This is a genomic window from Pseudomonas sp. HR96, assembly GCF_034059295.1.
GTDB lineage: Bacteria > Pseudomonadota > Gammaproteobacteria > Pseudomonadales > Pseudomonadaceae > Aquipseudomonas.
The window spans coordinates 2,062,333-2,085,737 of the sequence record NZ_CP139141.1; the positions used below are offsets into that span (position 1 = coordinate 2,062,333).

General features: G+C 67.3%; 16 protein-coding genes. 15 read left to right on the forward strand and 1 reads right to left on the reverse strand.

The genetic code is table 11. From position 1 onward, the window contains the following. Positions 1 to 131 precede the first annotated feature (131 nt). The 10 genes from SFA35_RS09590 to SFA35_RS09635 all read left to right on the forward strand — a co-directional run bounded on the left by SFA35_RS09590 (position 132) and on the right by SFA35_RS09635 (position 13,819). On the forward strand, positions 132 to 1,157 hold the full coding sequence (locus tag SFA35_RS09590) for a response regulator (RefSeq protein ID WP_320577632.1): 1,026 nt from the start codon (positions 132 to 134) through the stop codon (positions 1,155 to 1,157). Beyond that, positions 1,154 to 6,451, forward strand: a complete 5,298-nt coding sequence (locus SFA35_RS09595; RefSeq protein ID WP_320577634.1) for an AAA family ATPase — start codon at positions 1,154 to 1,156, stop codon at positions 6,449 to 6,451. The genes SFA35_RS09590 and SFA35_RS09595 overlap by 4 nt, the downstream gene beginning before the upstream one ends. Positions 6,452 to 6,560: 109 nt before the next feature. Beyond that, positions 6,561 to 7,166: an AraC family transcriptional regulator gene (locus SFA35_RS09600; RefSeq protein ID WP_320577636.1), complete on the forward strand. Its 606-nt coding sequence runs from the start codon at positions 6,561 to 6,563 to the stop codon at positions 7,164 to 7,166. Beyond that, the gene (locus SFA35_RS09605; RefSeq protein WP_320577638.1) at positions 7,163 to 8,089 is read left to right on the forward strand and encodes a LysR family transcriptional regulator; all 927 of its coding nucleotides are present in this window, start codon (positions 7,163 to 7,165) and stop codon (positions 8,087 to 8,089) included. The genes SFA35_RS09600 and SFA35_RS09605 overlap by 4 nt, the downstream gene beginning before the upstream one ends. Before the next feature lie 155 nt (positions 8,090 to 8,244). Continuing rightward, positions 8,245 to 8,877 carry an antibiotic biosynthesis monooxygenase gene (locus SFA35_RS09610; RefSeq protein WP_320577640.1) on the forward strand — a complete coding sequence of 211 codons (633 nt, stop codon included), beginning with the start codon at positions 8,245 to 8,247 and terminating at the stop codon, positions 8,875 to 8,877. Then, positions 8,874 to 10,712 (forward strand): amidohydrolase, encoded by a 1,839-nt coding sequence (locus tag SFA35_RS09615; protein WP_320577642.1) that lies wholly within the window; start codon positions 8,874 to 8,876, stop codon positions 10,710 to 10,712. Before SFA35_RS09610 ends, SFA35_RS09615 begins: the two co-directional genes overlap by 4 nt. A 29-nt stretch (positions 10,713 to 10,741) precedes the next feature. Next, positions 10,742 to 11,365, forward strand: coding sequence for an isochorismate family cysteine hydrolase YcaC (ycaC, locus tag SFA35_RS09620; RefSeq protein ID WP_320577644.1), 624 nt, complete (start codon positions 10,742 to 10,744; stop codon positions 11,363 to 11,365). Positions 11,366 to 11,459: 94 nt separating this feature from the next. Continuing rightward, positions 11,460 to 12,353, forward strand: a complete 894-nt coding sequence (locus SFA35_RS09625) for a LysR family transcriptional regulator (protein ID WP_320577646.1) — start codon at positions 11,460 to 11,462, stop codon at positions 12,351 to 12,353. A gap of 72 nt (positions 12,354 to 12,425) precedes the next feature. Further along, a complete protein-coding gene (locus tag SFA35_RS09630; RefSeq protein ID WP_320577649.1) occupies positions 12,426 to 13,376 on the forward strand; it encodes a GlxA family transcriptional regulator in 951 nt (316 codons plus the stop codon). 122 nt (positions 13,377 to 13,498) lie between these two features. Further along, entirely contained in the window at positions 13,499 to 13,819 is a 321-nt protein-coding gene (locus tag SFA35_RS09635) for a hypothetical protein (RefSeq protein ID WP_320577651.1), read from the forward strand. Here SFA35_RS09635 and SFA35_RS09640 read toward each other — a convergent pair. Beyond that, the gene (locus tag SFA35_RS09640) at positions 13,782 to 15,095 is read right to left on the reverse strand and encodes a PAS domain-containing methyl-accepting chemotaxis protein (RefSeq protein ID WP_320577652.1); all 1,314 of its coding nucleotides are present in this window, start codon (positions 15,093 to 15,095) and stop codon (positions 13,782 to 13,784) included. The two genes, SFA35_RS09635 and SFA35_RS09640, sit on opposite strands and share 38 nt — an antisense overlap. Before the next feature lie 213 nt (positions 15,096 to 15,308). On the opposite strand from SFA35_RS09640, the gene SFA35_RS09645 reads away from it, so the two are divergent. The 5 genes from SFA35_RS09645 to SFA35_RS09665 all read left to right on the forward strand — a co-directional run bounded on the left by SFA35_RS09645 (position 15,309) and on the right by SFA35_RS09665 (position 23,401). After that, positions 15,309 to 16,811 (forward strand): sensor domain-containing diguanylate cyclase, encoded by a 1,503-nt coding sequence (locus SFA35_RS09645; RefSeq protein WP_320577658.1) that lies wholly within the window; start codon positions 15,309 to 15,311, stop codon positions 16,809 to 16,811. Between the two features lie 59 nt (positions 16,812 to 16,870). After that, positions 16,871 to 17,338 carry a hypothetical protein gene (locus tag SFA35_RS09650; RefSeq protein ID WP_320577660.1) on the forward strand — a complete coding sequence of 156 codons (468 nt, stop codon included), beginning with the start codon at positions 16,871 to 16,873 and terminating at the stop codon, positions 17,336 to 17,338. Positions 17,339 to 20,031: 2,693 nt separating this feature from the next. Next, a complete protein-coding gene (locus SFA35_RS09655) occupies positions 20,032 to 20,994 on the forward strand; it encodes a TAXI family TRAP transporter solute-binding subunit (protein ID WP_320577662.1) in 963 nt (320 codons plus the stop codon). Positions 20,995 to 20,996: 2 nt separating this feature from the next. Beyond that, a complete protein-coding gene (locus SFA35_RS09660; protein WP_320577664.1) occupies positions 20,997 to 23,021 on the forward strand; it encodes a TRAP transporter permease in 2,025 nt (674 codons plus the stop codon). Continuing rightward, entirely contained in the window at positions 23,018 to 23,401 is a 384-nt protein-coding gene (locus tag SFA35_RS09665) for a DUF1850 domain-containing protein (protein ID WP_320577666.1), read from the forward strand. The genes SFA35_RS09660 and SFA35_RS09665 overlap by 4 nt, the downstream gene beginning before the upstream one ends. The last annotated feature ends 4 nt before the right edge of the window (positions 23,402 to 23,405 follow it).

Below are 23,405 nucleotides of genomic sequence, written 5' to 3' on the forward strand. Positions count from 1 at the left end.
ACAATATGCCTGCGTCCTTAACAGTTCCTGCCCCAAGGGGTAATTGCGCCGGTGGCATTGGCTCTCTACCCTGAAGCATCGATGTGATGCGCCCGTCATCTTCACGAGCCTGCACGAGTTGCGAGAGCACCATGATCCGAATCGGCAAACTCAGCGTTTCCCTCGAACGCCGCGAAGTGTTCGACCCCCACGGCGTGGTCAAACTGGGCAGCCGCGCCTTCGACGTGCTCGCCGAGCTGATCGCGGCCAAGGGCCAATTGGTGTCCAAGGACCAGTTGCTGGCGCGGGTCTGGCCGGACCTGGTGGTGGAGGAAAACAACCTGCAGGTGCACGTCTCGGCCCTGCGCAAGCTGCTGGGCAACGAACGCGAAGCCATCCGCACCGTGCCAGGGCGTGGCTACCGGCTGATCCTCGAGCCGCCCGTGCCGGCGCCGGTGCAGGCCTGGTGGGCGCCGCCCGGGCCAGTGCCGGTCAGCGCCGAGATCGCCGACGCCACGCTGCCGGCCGATGATCACGCTCAGGTCTATATAGTCGACGACGAGCCCGGGGTGCGTTCGGCCCTGGCGCGCCTGTTGCGTTCGGCCGGCATCCCCAGCCAGACCTTCGCCTGTGCCGAAGACTTCTTCGCCGAGCCCCGCGACGGCGCGGTCGCCTGCCTGCTGCTGGACGTCAACCTGGCCAATGCCAGTGGCTTCGACCTGCAGGAGGCGATGGCCGCGCGGGGCCTGGAGCTGCCGATCATTTTCATGACCGGCTACGGCACCATCCCCATGTCGGTGCGTGCGATCAAGGCCGGCGCGCAGGAGTTCCTGACCAAGCCGTTCGACGAAACCCAGCTGCTCGATGCGGTGGCGACCGCGTTCGCCACGGTGCGCAGCGAGCGCCAGGCGCGTGCCTCGCGCCAGCTGCTGCGCGCTCGCTACCAGTCGTTGACGCGCCGCGAGCAGCAGGTGCTGATGCTGTTGCTGCAAGGGCGCATCAACAAGCAGATCGCCGCCGACCTGGGCACCCGCGAGGTCACCGCCAAGGTGCACAAGAAGCACATCATGGCCAAGATGCAGGCGCGCACCCTGGTGGAGCTGGTACGCCAGTGCCAGCGCATCGGTGTGCTGCCCGAACTCGACGAGGCCTTGGCCGGCGCCGAGCGCTGGGCATGAATCCGATCGCCGTGGCGCCGGTGCTGAATCGACGCGAGACCGGGCACTTCAACGAGCAGTGGTTGCAGCAGTTGCAATGGCAACTGCTGCGGGTGGACGGCGAAGTGGCCTGGTACCGGGTGCGTTCGCCCAATGCCTTGCGCCCCTGGGTGATCGTGCGGCCGACCGGCAGCGCCACCGAAGACGTGTTCCGCCGCCTGCAACATGAGTATCAGCTGCGCGAGGCCCTCGACCCGGCGTGGGCAGTGGTGCCCACGGCCCTGCTGTACAGCGCCGAAGGGCCGCTGCTGGTGCTCGACGAGCCGGGCGGCCGAGGCCTGGAGGACACCCAGGGCGACCAGCTGTCGATCAGCCTGTTCCTGCAGTTGGCCTTTGGTGCGGCGCAGGCCCTGGCCGGCCTGCACGGCCAGGGCGTGCTGCACCGCGACCTCAAGCCCTGTCAGTTCATCGAAGGCGAGGACGGCGTGGTGCGCCTGGCCGGGTTTGCCTTGAGCAGCCGCCAGGACGTTCGGGCGCCTCGCTCCCAGGTCCCCGCTTGCGCGACCGGCGGCCACGACCCGGCCAGCGCTGCGGTGATCAGCGGCAGCCTGGCCTACATGTCGCCAGAGCAGGCCGGGCGGGTCGAGGGCGCGGCGGATGGGCGCAGCGACCTGTACAGCCTGGGGGTGACGCTGTACGAGCTGCTCACCGGGCGTCTGCCGTTCGTGGCCAATGACGCGGTGGAGTGGTTGCACCAGCATCTGGCCCAGCCGCCGCTGCCCCCCGAGCAACTGCGCGGCGACGTGCCGCCGGCGTTGAGCGCGATCATCCTGCGTCTGCTGGCCAAGGACCCGGCACAGCGCTACGCCAGCGCCAGCGCCCTGGCACAGGTACTGCGCCGGGCCCTGGTGCAGTGGCGGGAAACCGGCGAGCTGGCCGCCGACGCCGGTGCCGCCGAGTCCGACCCGACTCGGGCGCTGACCGCGCACTGGGCGCCGGTGCTGGTCGGCCGCGAAAGCGAAATGGCCCGCCTGCATGCCTGCGTGCGGCGTCTGAGTGAGCAGGGGGAGCCGGGGCCGATCCTGGTCAGCGGGCCCTACGGCAGCGGCAAGACTCTGCTGCTGCGCCAGTTGCATCAGGACCTGGCCGCCAGCGCCTTGCGCTTCGCCGCCTGCCGCTTCGATCCGGGCCGTCAGGCCATGCCCTATGCCGCAGTGTGCGCTGCGTTGCGCGGGTTGCTGCTGCAAGTGCTGGGCGAGCGCCCGACGGTGTTGCAGCGCTGGCGCCAGCGCTTGCAACGGGCGCTTGGCGGCCGCGCGCACTGGATGGTGGCAATGCTCCCGGAGATCGAATGGGTGCTGGGCCCGTTGCGCGCGCCTGCGACCGGCGACGATCCGGCCGGGCAGGGGCCGCTGGACGAGCTGCTGCTCGACTGCCTGGCGGTGTTTGCCCGCCCGCAGAAGCCGCTGCTGCTGTTTTTCGACGACCTGCAGTGGTTGGATCCGCAGAGCCTGGACTTCTTCAACCTGCTGGCCACGCGCCGGCTCGCGCATCTGCTATTGATCGGCGCCTACCGCGAGCGGCCCGGCCGCGCGGCGCCCGAGGAATTCGCCAGCGCCGCCCAGGCCGCCGCCTTGCAGCGCCTGCTGGCGGGCGCCGGGCACCAGGCCGGTGTGGCGATCAAGCTGGCGCCCCTGCGCCATGACACGGTGCAGGCGCTGCTCGCCAGCCAACTGCGCTGGCAGGCGCCGGCGCTGGCCGAACTGGCGACGCTGCTCATGGCCAAGAGCGGCGGCAACCCGCTGTTCGTGCAGCAACTGCTCTGCGGCCTGATCGACGACGGGTTGCTGCGTCATGTGCCGGCCGCGAGCGAGCCGGCCCATTGGCAGTGGGAAACCGAGCGGCTGGCCGAATACCCGGTGGCACCGGACGTGCTCGAGCAGCTGCTGAGCCACCTGGGCCGTTTGCCCGGCGTCACCCGGCGCCTGCTCGGGCTGCTGGCGTTGGTGGGCAGCCGCGCCGACGGGCAGTGTATCGCCCGCCTGGCCGAGCGCAGCCTCGACGACCTGCGCCAGGACCTGCACCCGGCGCTGGCCGCAGGCCTGCTCACGGCCGACCGCCAGGGTTGGCGCTTCAGCCACGAGCGCTTGCGCGAAGCGGCCTACCGGCTGGTGCCGGCCGCGCAGCGCAGCAAGATCCATACGCGCATCGCCCGGGTGCTGATCGCCGACCTGCTGGCAGCCGACGCGGCCAGCGCCGAGTTGACCCTGCCGTGGGTGCCGCTGCCGTCGCCGTCAGCCAACGACTCACGGGTGCTGCTGTTCCGAATCGCCTTGCACATCCAGCAGGCGGCCCGCGACCCGGTGCTGGAGGCCGACCGCACCGCCTTCATCCAGGTGCTGCTGCAGGCGGCGCAGCGCGCCCGCGACACCGCCGCCCTGCCGTTCGCCCTCGAGTACCTGCGCCTGGCCCGCGAGCTGGGCAGCCGGCAACGCTGGCTGGAGCATCGCGGGCAATGCCTGGCGGTCGAGCGCCTGTATATCCACTGCCTGATCCAGGCCGGCGACCATGAGCCGGCCCAGGCGGCCATCAGCCAATTGCTCGAGCGCGTCGACAGCCTGCAGGAGCGCGCCATGCTGCATGTCCTGCAAGTGCATTCGCGCAGCCTCGCCGGTGACTATGCCGCCGCCGTGAGCGCCGGGCTCGAGGGCCTGGGCTTGTTCGGCCTGGCGTTTGCCGACCTTGACGCGCACGGCGCGGACGCTGCAAACGCCTTGGCGCGGGTCGAGCAGTTGCTCGACCAGCGTCCGGTGGCCGCCTTGATCGAGCTGCCGGAAAACCGCGACCCGCGTATCGACGCCGCCCATGAACTGCTCGCCTGCCTGTTGGCGCCGGCCACCTTCAGCCAGCCGGGGCTCAGCTGGCGGCTGGTGTGCAAGATGGTCGAGCTGACCTTGATGCATGGCCTGGCCCCGGCTTCGGCGCGCGGCCTGGCCTGGTTCGGCGTGATGCTGGCGCAGCACAGTGGCGATTATCAGCAAGGCCTGCGCTTTGCCGACCTCGGCCAGCGCATCGTCGCGCGGATGCCCATACCGGCCCACCAGGCCTCGGTGCTGCTGGCCCTGGCGCGGGTCAGCGTGTGGATTCGCCCGCTGGATTTCGCCGCCGAGTGCGCCGAGCGCGCGGTGGCCGCCGGGCGCAACGAGGGCGTCCCTTACATCAGTTGCCATGCCCATCATCAGTGGGCCTGCCTGTTGCTGGGCCAGGGCGTGCCGCTGCTCCGGGTGCAGGAGCAGGCCGAGGCCGGCCTGGCGCTGGCCGGGCTGCCGGGCACCGGCGATGGGCAGCTGTTGCTGCACAGCCTGGTGCACTTCGTTCAGCGCCTGCGCGGTCTGCCCACCACCCATGCCTCACAGGCGCGCCCGGCGGCCCAGGCGAATATGGCCGCCGCGCGTTTCTGGTGGTGGCTGTTCGAGGCCATCGAGGCGTTCCATCAAGGCGCTCACGAGGTGTCGCTGCAAAGCCTCGACCGCGCCCAGGCGCTGGCCTGGAGCGTGCCCGGGCACCTGCATCAACAGGACCTGGCGCTGTATCGGGCGCTCAATCTCAGTGCTCTGGCGCCCGCCGAAGACCGCGAGCCGACCCTGGCGGCGCTGGCCGAGCCGCTGGCGCAGCTGCGCCATTGGGCCGAGCTCAACCCGGCCGTATGCCTGGACCAATGCCTGCTGGTGGAGGCCGAGGCGGCGCGCCTGGCCGGCCAGCCGCTGCGCGCCCTGGGCCTGTACGAAGCGGCCATCGCCCAGGCCGGCAGCACCGGCTCGGCCTCGCTGCAGGCGCTGGGCCATGAACTCGCCGCGCGCTGCAACCAGCAGCTGGGCCTGGTCACTGCGGCGCGCAGCCACTGGCGCCAGGCACGCGAGCAGTACCAGCGCTGGGGCGCGCAGGCCAAGGTGCGCGCCCTGGAGGCCCAGCACCAGTGCCTGCACGACCAGCCCGGCGACGCGCGCTCCTCGGTGGACCTGCGTCAGGGTCAGCATTACCTGGACCTGATCTCCGTGACCAAGGCCTCCCAGGCGCTGTCGCGTGAAGTGGTGCTGGACCGCCTGATCGAAACCCTGATGGCCAACACGGTGATGCATGCCGGTGCCCAGCGCGGTGCGCTGGTGCTGTTGCACAAGGGTGAGCCGCTGGTGGTGGCGCGTGGACAGACCTGGGAGGGCGGGGTGCAGGTAGAGCTGGCCCGCGTGCCGCTGGATCAGGCGCAACTGCCCATGGAGGTGGTCTACCGCGTGCTGCGCAGCGGCCAGTGGCTGGCACTCAACGACGCCGACCAGGTGCAGGGGCAGGGCGATGGCCTGCTGCACGTGCCTACGGCCGGCTCCATGCTGTGCCTGCCGCTGCTCAAGCAAGGCGAGGTCAGCGGGCTGATCTACCTGGAGAACCCGCTGGCACGCGGGCTGTTCAGCGAAGCGCGGATCGCCGTGCTGGAGGTGCTCGCCGCCCAGGCGGCGATCTCTCTGGAGACCTCGAGCCTGTACGCCGAGCTGCTGGAAGAAAACCAGCGCCGGCGCGACGCCGAGGTGCAGTTGCGCAACGCGCGCGCCGAGCTGGCCCAGGCCAACCAGGCGACCTTGATGGGCGAGCTGGCGGCCTCCATCGCCCATGAGATCAACCAGCCGCTGGTAGCCATCGTCGCCAATGCCAGCGCCAGCGTGCGCTGGCTCAAGCGGGCCACGCCGCAGGTGGAGGAGGCCCTGGAGGGCTTGCACGACATCGTCGGCGACGGCCGCCGCGCCGCCGACATCGTCGTCGCCCTGCAGGCCCTGGCCAAGCAGCGCGCGCCCAACCGCAGCCGGCTGATCATCGACGACGTGGTGCGCCAGGTGCTGCGCCTGGCCGCCAGCGACATCGAGCACCGCCACGTTCAGGTCGACAGCCGCCTGGACACGGCCGGCAGCCGGGTCTTCGTCGATGGCGTGTTGATGCAGCAAGTGGTCTACAACCTGGTGATCAACGCCCTGGACGCCATGGCTGGCATCGACGAAGGCCGCCGACGCCTGACCCTGACCTCCAGCGTGCAGGCCGGGCAGGTAGTGGTCAGCGTCGAAGACACCGGCAACGGCATCGATGCGGCGCACCTGCCCAAGGTCTTCGACGCCTTCTTCACCACCAAGCCCGGCGGCATGGGCATGGGCCTGGCGATCTGCCGCTCGATCATGATCGCCCAGGGCGGCACCCTGCACCTGACCCATGGGCGGGCCGGGCAGACCATGTTCGTGTTCACCTTGCCGCTGCTGCCGGCCACCTGTCTCTGAAGGTTTAGGGAGGGCTCAGGTTTCAGAACGTTTAACCTCCAGGCCAAGGACGTTCAGGGGCGTGAGCACGCAGCATGGTCGGGTCGCTATCTTGCAAGGAGCCCGCGCCATGAATGCGTTGACCACCCCCGGCCCCCAGGCCGGCCCCGTGCCCCTGGACGCCGTTGCCTATCAGCTGCTGCATTCGTTGCAGACCGCCCTGGCCGAAGGCAGCGCCAGCGCCGCACCGGGCCTGTTCGCCCATTGCCAGGCGCTGTGCAGCCACCTGCTCGGCGAGCCGGCCTGCAGCGTCCCGCCGGCCAAGGTGGCGCTGTCGCCCTGGCAGGAGCGGCTGGCCAAGCGGACCATGATCGAACACATGGCCAGCGGTATGCCGATCGCGGCGGTCGCGGCCCAATGCGCCTTGTCGCGCAGCCATTTCTCCCGAGCCTTCAAGAAAACCACCGGCCTGTCGCCGCGCGACTGGTTGCAGCAGGCGCGGATCGAGCGCGCCCGGCACCTGCTGGCCGCCAGCAGCGTGCCGATCGCCGAGGTCAGCCTGGAGTGCGGCTTTGCCGACCAGTCGCATTTCACCCGGGTGTTCACCCGCGCCACCGGCGCCACGCCGTTCAACTGGCGGCGCGCGGCGGCGGCTGTTGCCCGCAGGGATAGCATCCTTATGGATAAGAGCTCTGCAGATACCCCGCCGCTCGCCAGCCTGAGGCCTTTGCAATGAACCGCAACGATCTGCGCCACGTCGACATGAACCTGCTGGTGATCTTCGAGGCGCTGATGTTCGAGCGCAACCTGACCCGAGTCGCCGAAAAGCATTTCATGGGCCAGCCGGCGGTCAGCGCTGCCTTGGGCCGCCTGCGCGACCTGTTCGACGACCCATTGCTGATCCGCAACGGCCGCGGCATGGACCCCACGGCGCGCGCCCTGGCCATCCTCGGCGAACTGCAGCCGGCGCTGGACACCATCTCCGGCGCGGTCAGCCGGGCCAAGGATTTCGACCCGGCCAGCAGCTGCGCGGTGTTTCGCATCGGCCTCTCGGACGACGCCGAGTTCGGCCTTTTCCCACCCTTGCTCAACACCCTGCGCGAAGAAGCGCCTGGGGTGGTCATCGTGGTGCGCCGCGCCAACTACCTGCTGACCCCGGCGATGCTGGCTTCCGGCGAGATCTCCGTGGCGGTCAGCTACACCACCGAGCTGCCGGCCAACGCCAAGCGCCGCAAGCTGCGCGACATCGGCTGCAAGGTGCTGCGCGGCGACGACCGCCCCGGGCCGCTGAGCCTGGACGAATACTGCGCGCGGCCGCACGCCATGGTGTCGTTCTCCGGGGACCTGTCCGGCAACATCGACCTGGACCTGGCCAAGGTCGGCCGCAGCCGCCGGGTGGTCCTCGGGGTGCCGCAGTTCAACGGCCTGCGGGCGCTGCTCAAGGGCACCGACCTGATCGCCACGGTGCCCGACTACGCGGCCTGCGCGCTGGTGGAGGACAGCGCGCTGCGCGCCGAAGAGCCGCCGTTCCCGATCGACCCGGCGGAGTTGTCCATGGTCTGGAGCGGCGTGCACGACAACGACCCCGGTGAGCGCTGGCTGCGCGGCCATATCGACCGCTTCATGTCGGCGGCGCTGCCGGCGGCAGCCTTGATATAGCCGTAAAAGTGCTCGTCGGCAGGTTCACCGGGGTTGCCCCCGGTGCTCATGACCCGAATCCCACAGCACACCACCCCCATGCGCAGCACACCCATGCAATCGTCCCGGCGAGCCGGAGTGCATCCTCTACCGCTACATTCGCAGGAGCCCGCGCCATGCCAGCAAGTCCCCACGAGGAAGTCGTCACCCTCGTCGTCAAGCACCGCATCAAGCCCGGCCAGGAGCCGCAGTACCAAGCCTGGCTCAAGCGTACCGTGGCCACCGCGCAGGGTTTCGCCGGGCACCTGGGCGTCGATGTGATCGGCGGCCAGGAGGGGGCTGCGCAGACCTTCACCAGCGTGCTGCGCTTTCGCTCCATCGACCTGCTGCAGCAGTGGATGGACTCGCCCGAGCGCCTGGCGCTGATCACCGAGGCGGCCCCGATGCTGGCCGACGGAGACCAGGTCCAGGTACACCCGCTCAACGAATTCTGGTTCACCCCGGCCGCCCCCGCGCAGCCGCCGCGGTGGAAGCAGGCCTGCGTGACCCTGTGCGTGATCCTGCCGCTGACCTCGCTGCTGCCGCTGGCCTACGCACCCTTGTTCAAGGCCGTGCCCTGGTTGGGCGGCTACATGCCCAGCACCGTGGTGGTCACCCTGACCATCGTGCTGTTGGTGGTGTACCTGCTGATGCCGGCCGCCACGCGGCTGTTCGCCCCCTGGCTGCAGCCGCGCGCCGCTGCGCCGACCCTGCAGGCCCGCAGCGTTGCATCCCCACCCCTTGCCAGCAAGCTCGAGGAACACCCATGAACGCCGAACTGATCCTGTTCAACGGCCGCTTCCATACGGTCGACGCCACCAAGCCCAATGCCAGCGCCGTGGCCATCAGCGCCGGGCGCTTCGTCGCCGTCGGCAACGACGCCGAGGCCATGGCCCTGCGGGGTGCGGCCACCCAGGTCATCGACCTCAAGGGCCGCACGGTCATCCCCGGGCTCAACGATTCGCACCTGCACCTGATTCGCGGTGGCCTCAATTACAACCTCGAGCTGCGCTGGGAAGGCGTGCCGTCGCTGGCCGATGCCCTGCGCATGCTCAGGGAGCAGGCGTTGCGCACGCCAACCCCGCAGTGGGTGAGGGTGGTCGGCGGCTGGAACGAATTCCAGTTCGCCGAAAAGCGCATGCCCACCATCGAGGAGCTCAACCAGGCGGCGCCCGACACCCCGGTGTTCGTGCTGCACCTTTACGACCGCGCGCTGCTCAACCGTGCGGCCTTGCGTGTGGTCGGCTACACCCGCGACACGCCCAACCCGCCGGGCGGCGAGATCGTGCGCGACAGCCACGGCGAGCCGACCGGCATGCTGGTCGCACGGCCCAATGCGATGATCCTCTACGCCACCCTGGCCAAGGGGCCGAAGCTGCCGCTGGAGTACCAGGTCAACTCGACTCGCCAGTTCATGCGCGAGCTCAACCGCCTGGGCCTGACCAGTGTGATCGACGCCGGTGGCGGCTTTCAGAACTACCCCGACGACTATCAGGTGATCGAGCAACTGGCCAAGGCGCAGCAGCTGACCGTGCGCATCGCCTACAACCTGTTCACGCAAAAACCCAAGGAAGAGCTCGCCGACTTCAGGAACTGGACCTCCAGCGTCACCCTGCACCAGGGTGACGACTTCCTGCGCCACAACGGCGCCGGCGAGATGCTGGTGTTCTCTGCCGCCGACTTCGAGGATTTCCTCGAGCCGCGCCCGGACCTGCCCCAGGCCATGGAGGACGAGCTGGAACCGGTGGTGCGCCACCTGGTCGAGCAGCGTTGGCCGTTTCGCCTGCACGCCACCTACGACGAGTCGATCTCGCGCATGCTCGACGTGTTCGAGAAGGTCGACCGCGAAATTCCCTTCAACGGCCTGCCGTGGTTCTTCGACCACTGCGAGACCATCAGCCCGAAGAACATCGAACGGGTGCGGGCGCTCAACGGTGGCATTGCCATCCAGGACCGCATGGCCTTCCAGGGCGAATACTTCGTCGAGCGCTACGGCGCCAAGGCTGCCGAAGCCACCCCGCCGATCAAGCGCATGCTCGCCGAGGGCGTGCCGGTAGGCGCGGGCACCGATGCCACCCGGGTCTCCAGCTTCAACCCCTGGACCTCGCTGTACTGGATGGTCAGCGGCCGCACCGTCGGCGGCCTGGCGCTCTACCCCGAGGGCCTGCCGCGCGCCACCGCGCTGGAGCTGTACACCCGCGGCAGCGCCTGGTTTTCCTCGGAACAGGGCAAGAAGGGCCAGATCAAGGTCGGGCAACTGGCGGACCTGGCGGCGCTGTCGGCGGACTTCTTCAGCGTCGAGCCTGAAGCCATCAAGGCCATCGAATCGGTGCTCACCGTGGTCGGCGGGCAGGTGGTATACGCCGCCGACGAATTCGAACCGCTGTGCCCGGCCAGCCTGCCGGTGCTGCCTGACTGGTCGCCGGTGGCGCGGGTGCCCGGCCATTGGCGACCGCACGCCGGGTTGCAGAACCAGGCGCACGTCTGCAGCGGGCCGTGTGCGGTGCACCAGCACGGCCATCAACGCGCCCGCCATTCCACGGCACCGATCAGCGACTTCCAGGGTTTCTGGGGTGCGTTCGGCTGCTCTTGCTTCGCTTTCTGATCACCCATTCATTCACTGAGGAATACCCCATGAGCACTCCCTACAAGCGCTTGAACAAGGACGAAGCGGTGGTTCTGCTGGTCGACCACCAGGCCGGGCTGATCTCGCTGGTGCAGGATTTCACCCCCAACGAGTTCAAGAACAACGTGCTGGCGCTGGCCGACTGCGCGAAGTTCTTCGGCCTGCCGACCATCCTCACCACCAGCTTCGAAAAAGGGCCCAACGGGCCGATGGTGCCCGAGCTCAAGGAGCTGTTTCCCGACGCGCCGTACATCCCGCGGCCGGGGCAGATCAATGCCTGGGACAACGAGGATTTCGTTCGCGCAGTGAAGGCCACCGGGCGCAGGCAGCTGATCATTGCCGGCGTGGTAACCGACGTTTGCGTGGCGTTCCCGACCCTCTCGGCGCTGGCCGAAGGCTTTGAAGTGTTCGTGGTCACCGATGCTTCCGGCACCTTCGACAAGACCGTGCAGCAAGCCGCCTGGGCGCGCATGAGTGCGGCGGGCGCGCACCTGCTGAACTGGTTCGCGGTGGCCTGCGAGCTGCAGGTCGACTGGCGCAACGACATCGAAGGGCTGGGCAACCTGCTCTCGCAACGCCTGCCCAACTACCGAAACCTGATGAACAGCTATGCGGCGGTGAGCAAGGGCTGATGGCAGGGCTTTCGCCAGCCGGCTGGCGAAAGCCCTGCGGGCGCCCGGGGACCTCCCGTGATATAAGCAACCCTTTGTCCACCAGGAAGTGACAATGAATGCGTTTGAAGACATGCGCCTGTTTGTGCAGGTCATGGAATCGGGCAGTTTCACGGGGGCCGCGGAGCAGTTGGGGTTGTCCAAGCAGTATGTCAGCCGGCGCCTGATGCAGCTGGAGGAGCGGCTTGGCGTGCGCCTGCTCAACCGCTCTACCCGGCGCCTGGATGTCACGCCGCTGGGCCAGGGCTACTACGAATCGGCGGTGCGCCTGCTGGCCGAAGTACTGCAGGTGGAGGAGGGGATCGCCGGGCAGAACAGCCAGCCGCGCGGCACCTTGCGCCTGAGTGCGCCGCTGTCGTTCGCCATGGAACACCTGGGCAGCCTGCTGCCGGAATTTCTCAAGCGTTACCCGGACGTGTCGGTGGAGGTCGACCTCAGCGATCGCCCGGTAGACCTGATCGGCGAGGGCTACGACCTGGTGCTGCGCATCGGCCTGCTGGAAGATTCCAGCCTGATCGCCCGCCACCTGGCGGTCATCCCGCGGGTGTACTGCGCCAGCCCCGAATACCTGGCCGAGCGCGGCACGCCCCAGGAACCCCAGCAACTGAGCGAACACGACTGCCTGCCGTACGGCCACAGTCGCCAGGTGCACTGGCGTTTCGAAGGCCAGGGCGGCAAGGGCAAGCCCAGCAGCCTGGCGGTCAGCGGACGAATTCGCGCCAACAACGGCGAATTGCTGCGCGATGCGGCCATCGCCGGCCTGGGTATCGCCTACCTGCCGTTGTTCATCGTGGGCGCCGCATTGCGCGACGGGCGCCTGGTCCGTGTGCTGGACGATTACACCAGCGAGCCGCTGCGCCTGTCGGCGGTGTACCCGCAGCATCGGCAGAGTTCGCGGCCGGTGCAGGCGCTGATCGAATTCTTGCGCGAAGGGCTCAACCGCGCCTGATTCGGCACGGCGCTGGTTGCCGGGCGAGGGCGGCTCTACACTGTGCCGCACGCCGCACCTCGAGAAGCCCCGATGAACACCGTTGCCCTGGTCCTGTACCCCGATTTTCTGCTGCTCGACATGGCCGGCCCCGTCGAAGTGTTTTCCATCGCCAACCGTTACCTGCCGGCCGAGCGGCATTACCGCATCCTCACCCTCAGTGCCCGCGAGCGACGCATCCGCGCGTCCAACGGCATCATCCTGTGCACCGACCACCTGCTCGAAGACGCGCCCATGGCCCATCACCTGCTGCTGGTGCCGGGCGGCCCGGGGGCCTACGGCGCGAACCATGCCGAGCTGCTGCCGTGGCTGCGCGATGCTGCCGGGCAAAGCCGGCGCTATGGCGCGGTGTGCACCGGGGCGTTCATCCTCGGCCACGCCGGCCTGCTCGACGGCCATCGGGTGACCACCCACTGGCACTACACCGAACGCCTGCTCAAGGCCTTTCCCCTGGCGCAGGTGGGCAGCGACCAGATCTACGTGCATGACCGCAAGCTGATCACTTCGGGTGGGGTCACGGCGGGTATCGACATGGCCTTGTCGATCGTGGCCGAAGACCATGGCCGCGCGGTGGCCCTGGACGTCGCCAAGGTGTTGCTGGTGCTGATGACGCGCCAGGGCGGCCAGGCGCAGTTCAGCCCGCTGGTGGCGGCGATGGCTGGCCAGGACTCGCCGGTGGCCCGGGCCCAGGCGCACATGCTCGAACATTTGCACGAAGCCTTGACGGTGCAGCACCTGGCGCAGCTGGCGGCGATGAGCACCCGGCATTTTTCCCGGGTGTTCCTGCGCGAGACGGGCCTGACGCCAATGGAATTCCTGCAGAACGCGCGCATCGACCACGCCCGCCAGCTGCTGGAAAGCAGCGAATTGCCGCTCAAGACCGTGGCCTGGCGCAGCGGTTTCGGCAGCGTGCGGCATATGCGCTTTCTGTTCGGCGAGCGTTTGGGCCTGAGCCCCAGCCAGTACCGTCAGCAGTTTGCCTGAGCGGCTGGCGCCGACCATGGCCGGATGCGGCCCGCCGTTGTCCGTTCTGCTCCGCTCGGGCCACCGACGTGGCGTGCGGCATCTGCCATGCTGAGCGAGACAGCCAGTTGGGAGCCATTATCATGCAGAGCGAAGGGAGAGCCGCAGCCGACAGCTTGGTGCTGGCCGAAATCACGGCGGCGCTGGGCGACAGCATCAGCCCCTGCGACCGCCTTGCGCACTGGACCCTGCGCTGGGCCCTGGCCCGTGGCCAGCTGACCTGCAACCGCTGCGGCGCCAGCCAGCCGACGCGGCGCGCCGGCGAGCCGTTCGAGCACCGCAGCGCCTGCACCGGCAGTGACGAGCACCGCTACCCGTTGCAGGAGTTGAAGGGCCTGCTGGGGCATCTGCCCGGCCAGCCCGTGCCTACTGCAAATGACTGGCAAACTGGCCGACGGCGCTGACCACCTGCTTGGCGCCGTCCTGAATCTCGACGATGACCGCGCCGGCCTGGTTGGCCAGGTCCAGGCCTTGCTCGGCCTGGGTGCGGCTGTTGGCCATGCCCTTGACCGCTTCGTCGGCCAGCTTCTGGTTCTGCTGCACCACGTTGATGATCTCTTCGGTGGCGCTGCTGGTGCGCCCGGCCAGCTGGCGTACCTCGTCGGCGACCACGGCAAAGCCGCGACCCTGTTCGCCAGCGCGTGCCGCTTCGATGGCCGCGTTAAGCGCCAGCAGGTTGGTCTGCTGAGCGATGCCGCCGATGGTCTGCACGATCGAGCTGATCAGCAGCGACTGCTTGCCCAGCGCCTCGATGCCCTGTGACGCCGACTCCATCTCGCTGGCGATGCGGCGCATGGTCTGCACCGTGTCGCTGACGACCGAGGCGCCGCGCTGGGCGCTCAGGTCGGTGCGCTGGGAGATGCTGAAGGCGATGTTGGCCGCTTCGCTGACCTCCTCTTCGCGGTTGACCTGGTCGGTGACCAGGGTGGCGAACTTGACCACCTTGTACAGCTGGTCGCGGGTGTCGTGCACCGGGTTGTAGGACGCTTCGAGCCAGATCACGTTGCCGCGGCTGTCGACGCGCTTGAAGCGGTTGGCGACGAATTCGCCGCGGTTGAGCGTGGCCCAGAAGTCGCGGTAGCCCTGGGAGGCGACTTCCTCGGGTTCGCAGAACAGGCTGTGGTGCTTGCCCTGGATCTGGTTCAACGAATAACCCATGGCCTGCAGGAAACGCTCGTTGGCGGTCAGCACTTCGCCCTTGAGGTTGAATTCGATGACGGCGGTGGAGCGCAGCAGCGCGTCGATGATGCCGGCGTTTTCCTTGGCTGCGACCACGCCTGAGGTCACGTCCATGCTGGTGAACTGGGTGCGCGCGGGGCGCCCGTCGGCGCCCTTGAAGGTCTGCCACATGCCGCGCAGCCAGACTTCACTGCCATCGGCGCGAATCAGCCGATACAGGTCGCTGACATGCCCGCCATTGGCCATCGAAGCCTGCAGGTTGCGGTAGCAGCTGAGCTGCTTGACGTAGGGTGGCACCAGGTCGTCCACCGGGCGACCGAGCAGGTTGCTTTCGGTAAAGCCGATGGCCTGAAGAAACTTGGCATTGGCCGACTCGACCCGCTGGTTGCCGTCGAGGACCAACGTCAGCAACTCCTCACGGACGCCTTGCTCGGCTTGGCGCAGTTGCGCGACTTCGGCGCGCAGGGCGGCCAGTTCCTGCTTCATACGACGGTTGAACATGAAGAATTACCGAAAAGTTGCTTTGGATCCTTTGCTATCGGCGCTACCGATCAGCGCTGAAGGGACCGTTGATCGGCGTTCAGTCAAATAACAGACGAGCGTTGGCATGGTTCTTTCATTGGTGCGTTCAGAGCCACTTTATTGACGATGCAAACCATGCCAGCCAGCCACCCTTCCAATCGACCCGCCACAACCGGCAGCTCCCTCAGGAGCTTGCTGAGCTTTATCGTGCTGGTGGCGGTGGTGCTGGTGGCAGCCACCGCCTGGCAGGATCTGCAGGCCCGTGATGTGGCCTTGCACAACGCCCAGACTGCCGTGAGCAACCTGACCAGTTCGGTCGCTCGCCAGGCCGAGGACGCTATCCACCAGGCCGACAACGTACTCATCGAGCTGGCCGAACGGGTCGCCGAGGACGGCGTGACGCCGGCCAATCGCGAGCGCCTGAGCCGCCTGATGCGCCGCCACGTCCAGGCCCTGGAGGGTCTGCAGGGGCTGTTCGTGTACGACGAGCAGGGTGATTGGCTGGCCACCTCGTTCGGCGAGCGCGGCGATCACCCGAACAACAGCGACCGCAATTATTTCATCTACCATCGCGACCATTCCGACCCCGGCGTGCACATCAGCCCGGTGGTGTCCAGCCGCACCACCGGCGAGGCGATCATTCCGATCAGCCGCCGCCTGGAACACGCCGACGGCAGCTTCGCCGGCGTGGCCCTGGCAACCATTCCGGTCAGCTACTTCGAGACCTTCTTCCACCGCCTGTCGCTGGACGGCAAGGGGGTGATCTTCCTCGCCATGCGCGACGGCACCATTCTCGTCCGCCGCCCGGCCAGCGCCCCGGGCCAGGCGCAGACGCTGATCAACGGCGAGATCTTCAGCCGCTACCTGCCGCGCTCACGCCAAGGCACGGCGATGGTCACCTCAGTGGTCGACGGCGTGACGCGCCTGTATGGCTACAGCGAGTCCGAGCAATTTCCGTTGGTGGCGGCCGCCGGCCTGTCGCGCGAGTCGATCCTCGCCGACTGGAAGCTGGACGCCTACCGCGACACCCTGCTGGTCAGTGCGGTGATCCTGCTGTTGTGCCTGATCGGCTCGGTGCTGTATCGCCAGGTGCGCCAGGCCGAGCGAGCCAAGACGCGCCTGGCCGATGCCTACCTGGAGCTCGAGTCGCTGGCGCAGTCGGACAGCCTGACCGGCCTGGCCAACCGCCGGCGCTTCGACGCCGCCTTGCAGGTGGAGTTTGCCCGGGCCTTGCGCAATCGCACCTCGCTGGCGGTGATCCTGTTCGATATCGATCTGTTCAAGCAGTACAACGATGCCTATGGCCATCTGGGCGGCGATGAGTGCCTGCGCCAGGTGGCGCAGATCATCCAGCGCTTCGTACGCCGTCCGGCCGATGTTGCGGCGCGCTACGGTGGTGAGGAGTTCGTGGTGCTGCTGCCGGACACCGACATCGCCGGCGCTCTTACCGTTGCCGAGCAGATTCGCTATGCCGTCAGCGAAGCGGGCCTGGCGCACCGGGCCGCTCCGCTGGGCCGGGTGACCATCAGCGGCGGCGTGCACGCCATCGATCGCGCGGCGGCGACCAGCGCGCTGGGCCTGCTGGAGACCGCCGATGCAGCGCTATACCTGGCCAAGCAGAACGGCCGCAATCGGGTCTGCCAGGAGGCTGACCGACCCACTGCCTCGGTGGTCAAGCTGCCCACGCGCGGCTGACTGGAACAAGCGCGCCGGAACCGTTAAGGTTGGGGCCTTTGAACCGCCGGTCGCCCGCCATGACGCGTTGTCTCTCGCTGTTGCTGCTTGCCCTGTTGCCCACCCTGGCCTGCGCCGAGGACTCCGCCCCGGCGACGGCGCCCTGGACCCTGCTCGACCAGTTCGACAAGGCCTACACCCTGGACGATCAGGCCCACGTGTTGCTGGTGGCACGCAGCATGTCAACCGCCAAATTGGTCAATGCCGCCCTGGAAACCCGCCCGGCCGGCTACCTGGAAGCGCGCCACACCATCTATGTGGCCGACATCGAGAAGATGCCAGCCATCGCCAAGGCTTTCGCCGTACCGGCCATGCGCTCGGCCAGGTACCGCATCTTGCTCGACCAGACCGGCCGCGTCGCCCCCCGATACGCCGGCGACCGCGACACCGTGCAGTGGCTGGAATTGAAGAACGGCCAGGTGGTGCACGAGCAGAAGTTCTCCGATGCCCAGCAGCTGAGCCAGGCACTGGAGGGGTTGGCGCCCTGAGTAGGGCTCAGGATCGGGCTGGGTGCGATGTCCAATAGGGGTAGCAGCGGCTGCCTTGGGATTCAATCATGGCCACCACCGGCCGCCCGCGCGGCCTATCGCGGGCTTCGCGCGCTCCCACATTTGTTTCGGGCGTATGCATCCAGATGCATCACCTATGACCGCCTGGGTGCCTGGCGGCCTATCGTCGAAGATCCAAAGCGCTCATAGGCGATGCCATTGAATGCATAAAAATCGAAACAAACGTGGGAGCGTGCGAAGCCCGCGATAGGCCGCGCGGGCGGCCGGTGGTGGCCATATTGGACATTTCGCCAGGCGCTCGGAAGATCAAACCGGCCTGGCGGCCTCTCGGGGCCATGCCCCTCCCACGTCGTGGGGTGTTGCGCCTTCGACGTGGGAGGGGGCAAAGCCCCCGAGAGGCCGCAGGCCGGTTTGATCTTCGATCAGATCCAGGGCCTGACCTGGATTTCGATCACGACCACCACCTGGCGGTCTATCGTCGAAGATCCAAAGCGCTCATAGGCGATGCCATTGAATGCATAAAAATCGAAACAAACGTGGGAGCGCGCGAAGCCCGCGATAGGCCGCACGGGCGGCCGGTGGTGGCCATATTGGACATTTCGGCGGGCGCTAGGAAGATCAAACCGGCCTGGCGGCCTCTCGGGGCCATGCCCCTCCCACGTCGTGGGGTGTTGCGCCTTCGACGTGGGAGGGGGCAAAGCCCCCGAGAGGCCGCAGGCCGGTTTGATCTTCGATCAGATCCAGGGCCTGACCTGGATTTCGATCACGACCACCACCGGCCTATCGCGGGCTTCGCGCGCTCCCACATTTGTTTCGGGCGTATGCATCCAGATGCATCACCTATGACCGCCTGGGTGTCTGGCGGCCTATCGTCGAAGATCCAAAGCGCTCATAGGCGATGCCATTGAATGCATAAAAATCGAAACAAACGTGGGAGCGGGGGAAGCCCGCGATAGGCCGCACGGGCGGCCGGTGGTGGCCATATTGGACCTATCGCCAGGCGCCAGGAAGATCACACCGGCCTGGCGGCCTCTCGGGGCCATGCCCCTCCCACGTCGTGGGGTGTTGCGCCTTCGACGTGGGAGGGGGCAAAGCCCCCGAGAGGCCGCAGGCCGGTTTGATCTTCGATCAGATCCAGGGCCTGACCTGGATTTCGATCACGACCACCACCGGCCTATCGCGGGCTTCGCGCGCTCCCACATTTGTTTCGGGCGTATGCATGCAGATGCATCACTTATGACCGCCTGGGTGCCTGGCGGTCTATCGTCGAAGATCCAAAGCGCTCATAGGCGATGCCATTGAATGCATAAAAATCGAAACAAACGTGGGAGCGCGCGAAGCCCGCGATAGGCCGCACGGGCGGCCGGTGGTGGCCATATTGGACATTTCGGCGGCGCCAGGAAGATCAAACCGGCCTGGCGGCCTCTCGGGGCCATGCCCCTCCCACGTCGTGGGGTGTTGCGCCTTCGACGTGGGAGGGGGCAAAGCCCCCGAGAGGCCGCAGGCCGGTTTGATCTTCGATCAGATCCAGGGCCTGACCTGGATTTCGATCACGACCACCACCGGCCTATCGCGGGCTTCGCGCGCTCCCACATTTGTTTCGGGCGTATGCATCCAGATGCATCACCTATGACCGCCTGGGTGTCTGGCGGCCTATCGTCGAAGATCCAAAGCGCTCATAGGCGATGCCATTGAATGCATAAAAATCGAAACAAACGTGGGAGCGTGCGAAGCCCGAGATAGGCCGCACGGGCGGCCGGTGGTGGCCATATTGGACCTATCGCCAGGCGCCAGGAAGATCAAAACGGCCTGGCGGCCTCTCGGGGCCATGCCCCTCCCACGTCGTGGGGGGTTGCGCCTTCGACGTGGGAGGGGGCAAAGCCCCCGAGAGGCCGCAGGCCGGTTTGATCTTCGATCAGATCCAGGGCCTGACCTGGATTTCGATCACGACCACCACCGGCCTATCGCGGGCTTCGCGCGCTCCCACATTTGTTTCGGGCGTATGCATCCAGATGCATCACCTATGACCGCCTGGGTGCCTGGCGGTCTATCGTCGAAGATCCAAAGCGCTCATAGGCGATGCCATTGAATGCATAAAAATGGAAACAAACGTGGGAGCGCGCGAAGCCCGCGATAGGCCGCGCGCGCGGCCGGTGGTGGCCATATTGGACCTATCGCCAGGCGCCAGGAAGATCACACCGGCCTGGCGGCCTCTCGGGGCTTTGCCCCTCCCACGTCTGTCCTGAGATTCAATCATGGCCGCACGGGCGGCCGGTGGTGGCCATATTGGACATTTCGGCGGGCGCCAGGAAGATCAAACCGGCCTGGCGGCCTCTCGGGGCTTTGCCCCTCCCACGTCTGTCCTGAAATTCAGTCATGGCCGGTGGTGGCCATATTGAACCTAAAATTCATTCCAAATATTTCTCAACCCAGCACCGTCTTCGGAAAAATCCGATTGGATAGCATCCCACTTTCCGCTGGCTAGCCACATTGTCGGACGAATTTCCTACAGGATCGTCGGAATTTTCCTACAAATCTCGCCGTTCAAAGAATTTAACAACATATTTCCGTGCTTTGGCGCATCTGACATTCCTGCTATAGCTCTGCGTCGGCCGCCCTGATCGATTCATTCGGGGGGTGGCCGTCCATGATCAGTCAGAGAGCAGAATTCGATGAACAGCACGACCCGGCGCAAGCGCCTTGGCCTGATGGCTGCCCTGGCTCTGTTCGGCAGTAGCGTTGCCGCCCAGGCCAACCCCAGCTTCGTCAACATCCTCACCGGCGGCACCAGTGGGGTGTATTACCCGATCGGCGTCGGCCTGTCGCAGATCTACGGCCAGCATATCGACGGGGTGAAGGTCTCGGTGCAGGCTACCAAGGCCTCGGTCGAAAACCTCAACCTGCTGCAGAGCGGCCGTGGTGAACTGGCCCTGGCACTGGCCGACTCGGTGGGCGATGCCAGCCGCGGGGTCGCGGAGGCCGGTTTCAAGCAGCCACTGGACAAGCTGCGGGCGATCGCCAGCGCCTACCCCAACTACATCCAGATCGTCGCCAGCGAGCAGTCGGGCATCACCACCCTGGCCGACCTCAAGGGCAAGCGCATCTCCGTCGGCGCGCCCAAGTCCGGCACCGAGCTCAACGCCCGGGCCATTCTCGCCGCCGCAGGCCTGAGCTACGCCGACATGGGCCAGGTGCAGTTTCTCGCCTATGCCGAGTCGGTCGAGCTGATCAAGAACCGCCAGCTGGACGCCACCTTGCAGTCCTCGGGGCTGGGCATGGCGGCCATTCGTGACCTGGCCGCCAGCGTGCCGATCCGTTTCGTGCCGATCCCCGCCGAGGTGGTGGCTGCCATCGACAACCCGGCCTACCAGGCGCTGCCAATCCCGGCCGGCACCTACGACGGCCAGGACGCCGACGTGCCAACCGTGGCCATCAGCAACATCCTCGTCAGCCACAGCGGCGTCTCCGACGAGCTGGCCTACCAGATGACCCGCCTGATGTTCGACAACCTGCCGCGCCTGGGCAGCGCGCATTCGGCGGTCAAGGACATCGATGTCAAGCATGCCGCCGCCAATCTGCCCATCGAACTGCACCCCGGTGCCCGGCGTTTCTATGAAGAAATCGGGGCGCTGTGAGCATGAGCCAAGCGCAGATCACCGCCACCGAGTCACCGCCATGGACGCGAACGCTGTTCGCGGTGGCCATTGCCTTCTCCCTGTTCCAGATCGTCACCGCAGCTTTTCATCCCCTTTCCAGCCAGGTGCTGCGGGCGGTGCACGTCGGCTTTCTGTTGCTGATGGTGTACCTGGCGCTGCCGGCCCCCGGGCAACGTCCGCTGGCGCGTGTCGCTAGCTGGATGCTGGCTGCGGCCGCACTGGTGACCGCCGGTTACCAATGGGTGTATGAGGGCGAACTGATCCAGCGCTCCGGTGACCTGACCGAGGCCGACATGGCCGTCGGCCTGGTCCTGTGCGTGCTGGTGTTCGAAGCGGCGCGGCGCCTGATGGGGCTGGCGCTGCCCAGCATCTGCGCGCTGTTCCTGGCCTACGCACTGCTCGGGCAGCACCTGCCCGGCGACCTCGCCCATCGCGGGTACGATCTCGATCAACTGGTCAACCAGCTGGCCTTCGGTACCGAAGGCTTTTACGGCACACCGACCTACGTTTCAGCGACCTACATTTTCCTGTTCATTCTGTTCGGCGCGTTTCTCGAGCAGGCCGGCATGATCAAGCTGTTCACCGACTTTGCCATGGGCCTGTTCGGGCATAAGGTCGGCGGCCCGGCCAAGGTTTCGGTGGTGTCCTCGGCGCTGATGGGCACCATCACCGGTTCCGGGGTGGCCAACGTGGTCACCACCGGCCAGTTCACCATCCCGTTGATGAAGCGCTTCGGTTATGGCGCCGGCTTTGCCGGCGGGGTCGAGGCTACGGCGAGCATGGGCAGCCAGCTGATGCCGCCGGTGATGGGCGCCGTGGCGTTCATCATGGCCGAAACCCTCAACGTGCCTTTCGTCGAGGTGGCCAAGGCGGCGCTGTTGCCGGCCTTGCTGTACTTCGCTTCGGTGTTCTGGATGGTGCACCTGGAGGCTCGCCGGGCCGGTCTCAGCGGCCTGCCCAAGGCGCAGTGCCCCGACCCCTGGGCGGCGGTGCGCCAGCGCTGGTACCTGCTGATTCCGCTGGGCATCCTCGTCTACCTGCTGTTTTCCGGGCACACGCCGCTGTTCGCCGGCACCGTTGGCCTGGCGCTGACCGCCATCGTCGTGCTCGGCTCGGCGGTGGCCCTGAGGGTCTCGGCGTTCAAGCTGCGCTGCGCCTTCTGGGTTGCCCTGGGCCTGCTGTGCACGGCGTTCTTCCAGCTGGGCATCGCGGTGGTGTTTGCGGTGATCGCTGGCCTGATCGGCCTGTGCGCCTGGCACAAGGGCTCCCACGCGACCCTGCGCCTATGCCTGCAGGCCCTGGTCGAAGGCGCACGCCATGTGGTGCCGGTGGGCGTCGCCTGTGCATTGGTGGGGGTGATCATCGGCGTGGTGTCGCTGACCGGCGTGGCTTCGTCGTTTGCCGGCTTCATCCTGGCCATTGGCGAGCAGAGCCTGTTCCTTTCGCTGCTGCTGACCATGCTCACCTGCCTGGTGCTGGGCATGGGCATCCCGACCATTCCCAACTACATCATCACCAGCTCGATCGCCGCCCCGGCGTTGTTGGAACTGGGCGTGCCGATGCTGGTGTCGCACATGTTCGTGTTCTATTTCGGCATCCTCGCCGACCTCACGCCACCGGTGGCGCTGGCCTGCTTCGCAGCTGCGCCGATCGCCAAGGAGAGGGGCCTGAAGATTAGCCTGTGGGCGGTACGCATCGCGTTGGCCGGGTTTGTCGTGCCGTTCATGGCGGTGTACGAGCCGGCGCTGATGCTGCAGGGCGGCGGGGTGCTGGCGGTGCTGTATGTGCTGCTCAAGGCGGCACTGGCCATCGGCCTGTGGGGCGCCGTGTTCACCGGCTATCTGCTGCAGCCGTTACGCCGCTGGGAGCGGCTGCTCGGCCTGCTGGTCGGCGTTAGCCTGGTGGTGGCACTGCCCTGGAGCGACGCGCTGGGCTTCGTTCTGGCGGCGCTGCTGATCGCCCAGCACTTCTGGCGTGCGCGAGGCCAGGCACGAGTGCCAGCATGATCGGCGTGTGCCTGGGCCTGGCTGGGGTGATCTGGGCGCAGCTGCCGGAGGCCGAGTTCACTCTCGGCTGGCAGCACAGCGTCGAGAAGCTGCGCTGGGAGGAGGATTACCAGGTGCAGGGCCGGCAGCTGCTGCTGGCCCGGGCGCGGGTCGAAGGCAGCGGGGCGGGGATGGAAATTCCTGCCGATGCCCGCTGGTCCCGCGGGCGCTGGCACTATGCGCCAGGGTTGCACCTGGATGTGCTGCGCCTGGCACGCAGCCCGGCAGCCGGTGACTACCAGATCTGCCAGACGGGCGTCTGCCATGATTTGGCGCATTGGCTGGGGCCGCCGAGCGAGCAGAGCCCGGCGCTGGAACTCTGGGTCTGCGACCTCGGCTGACCGA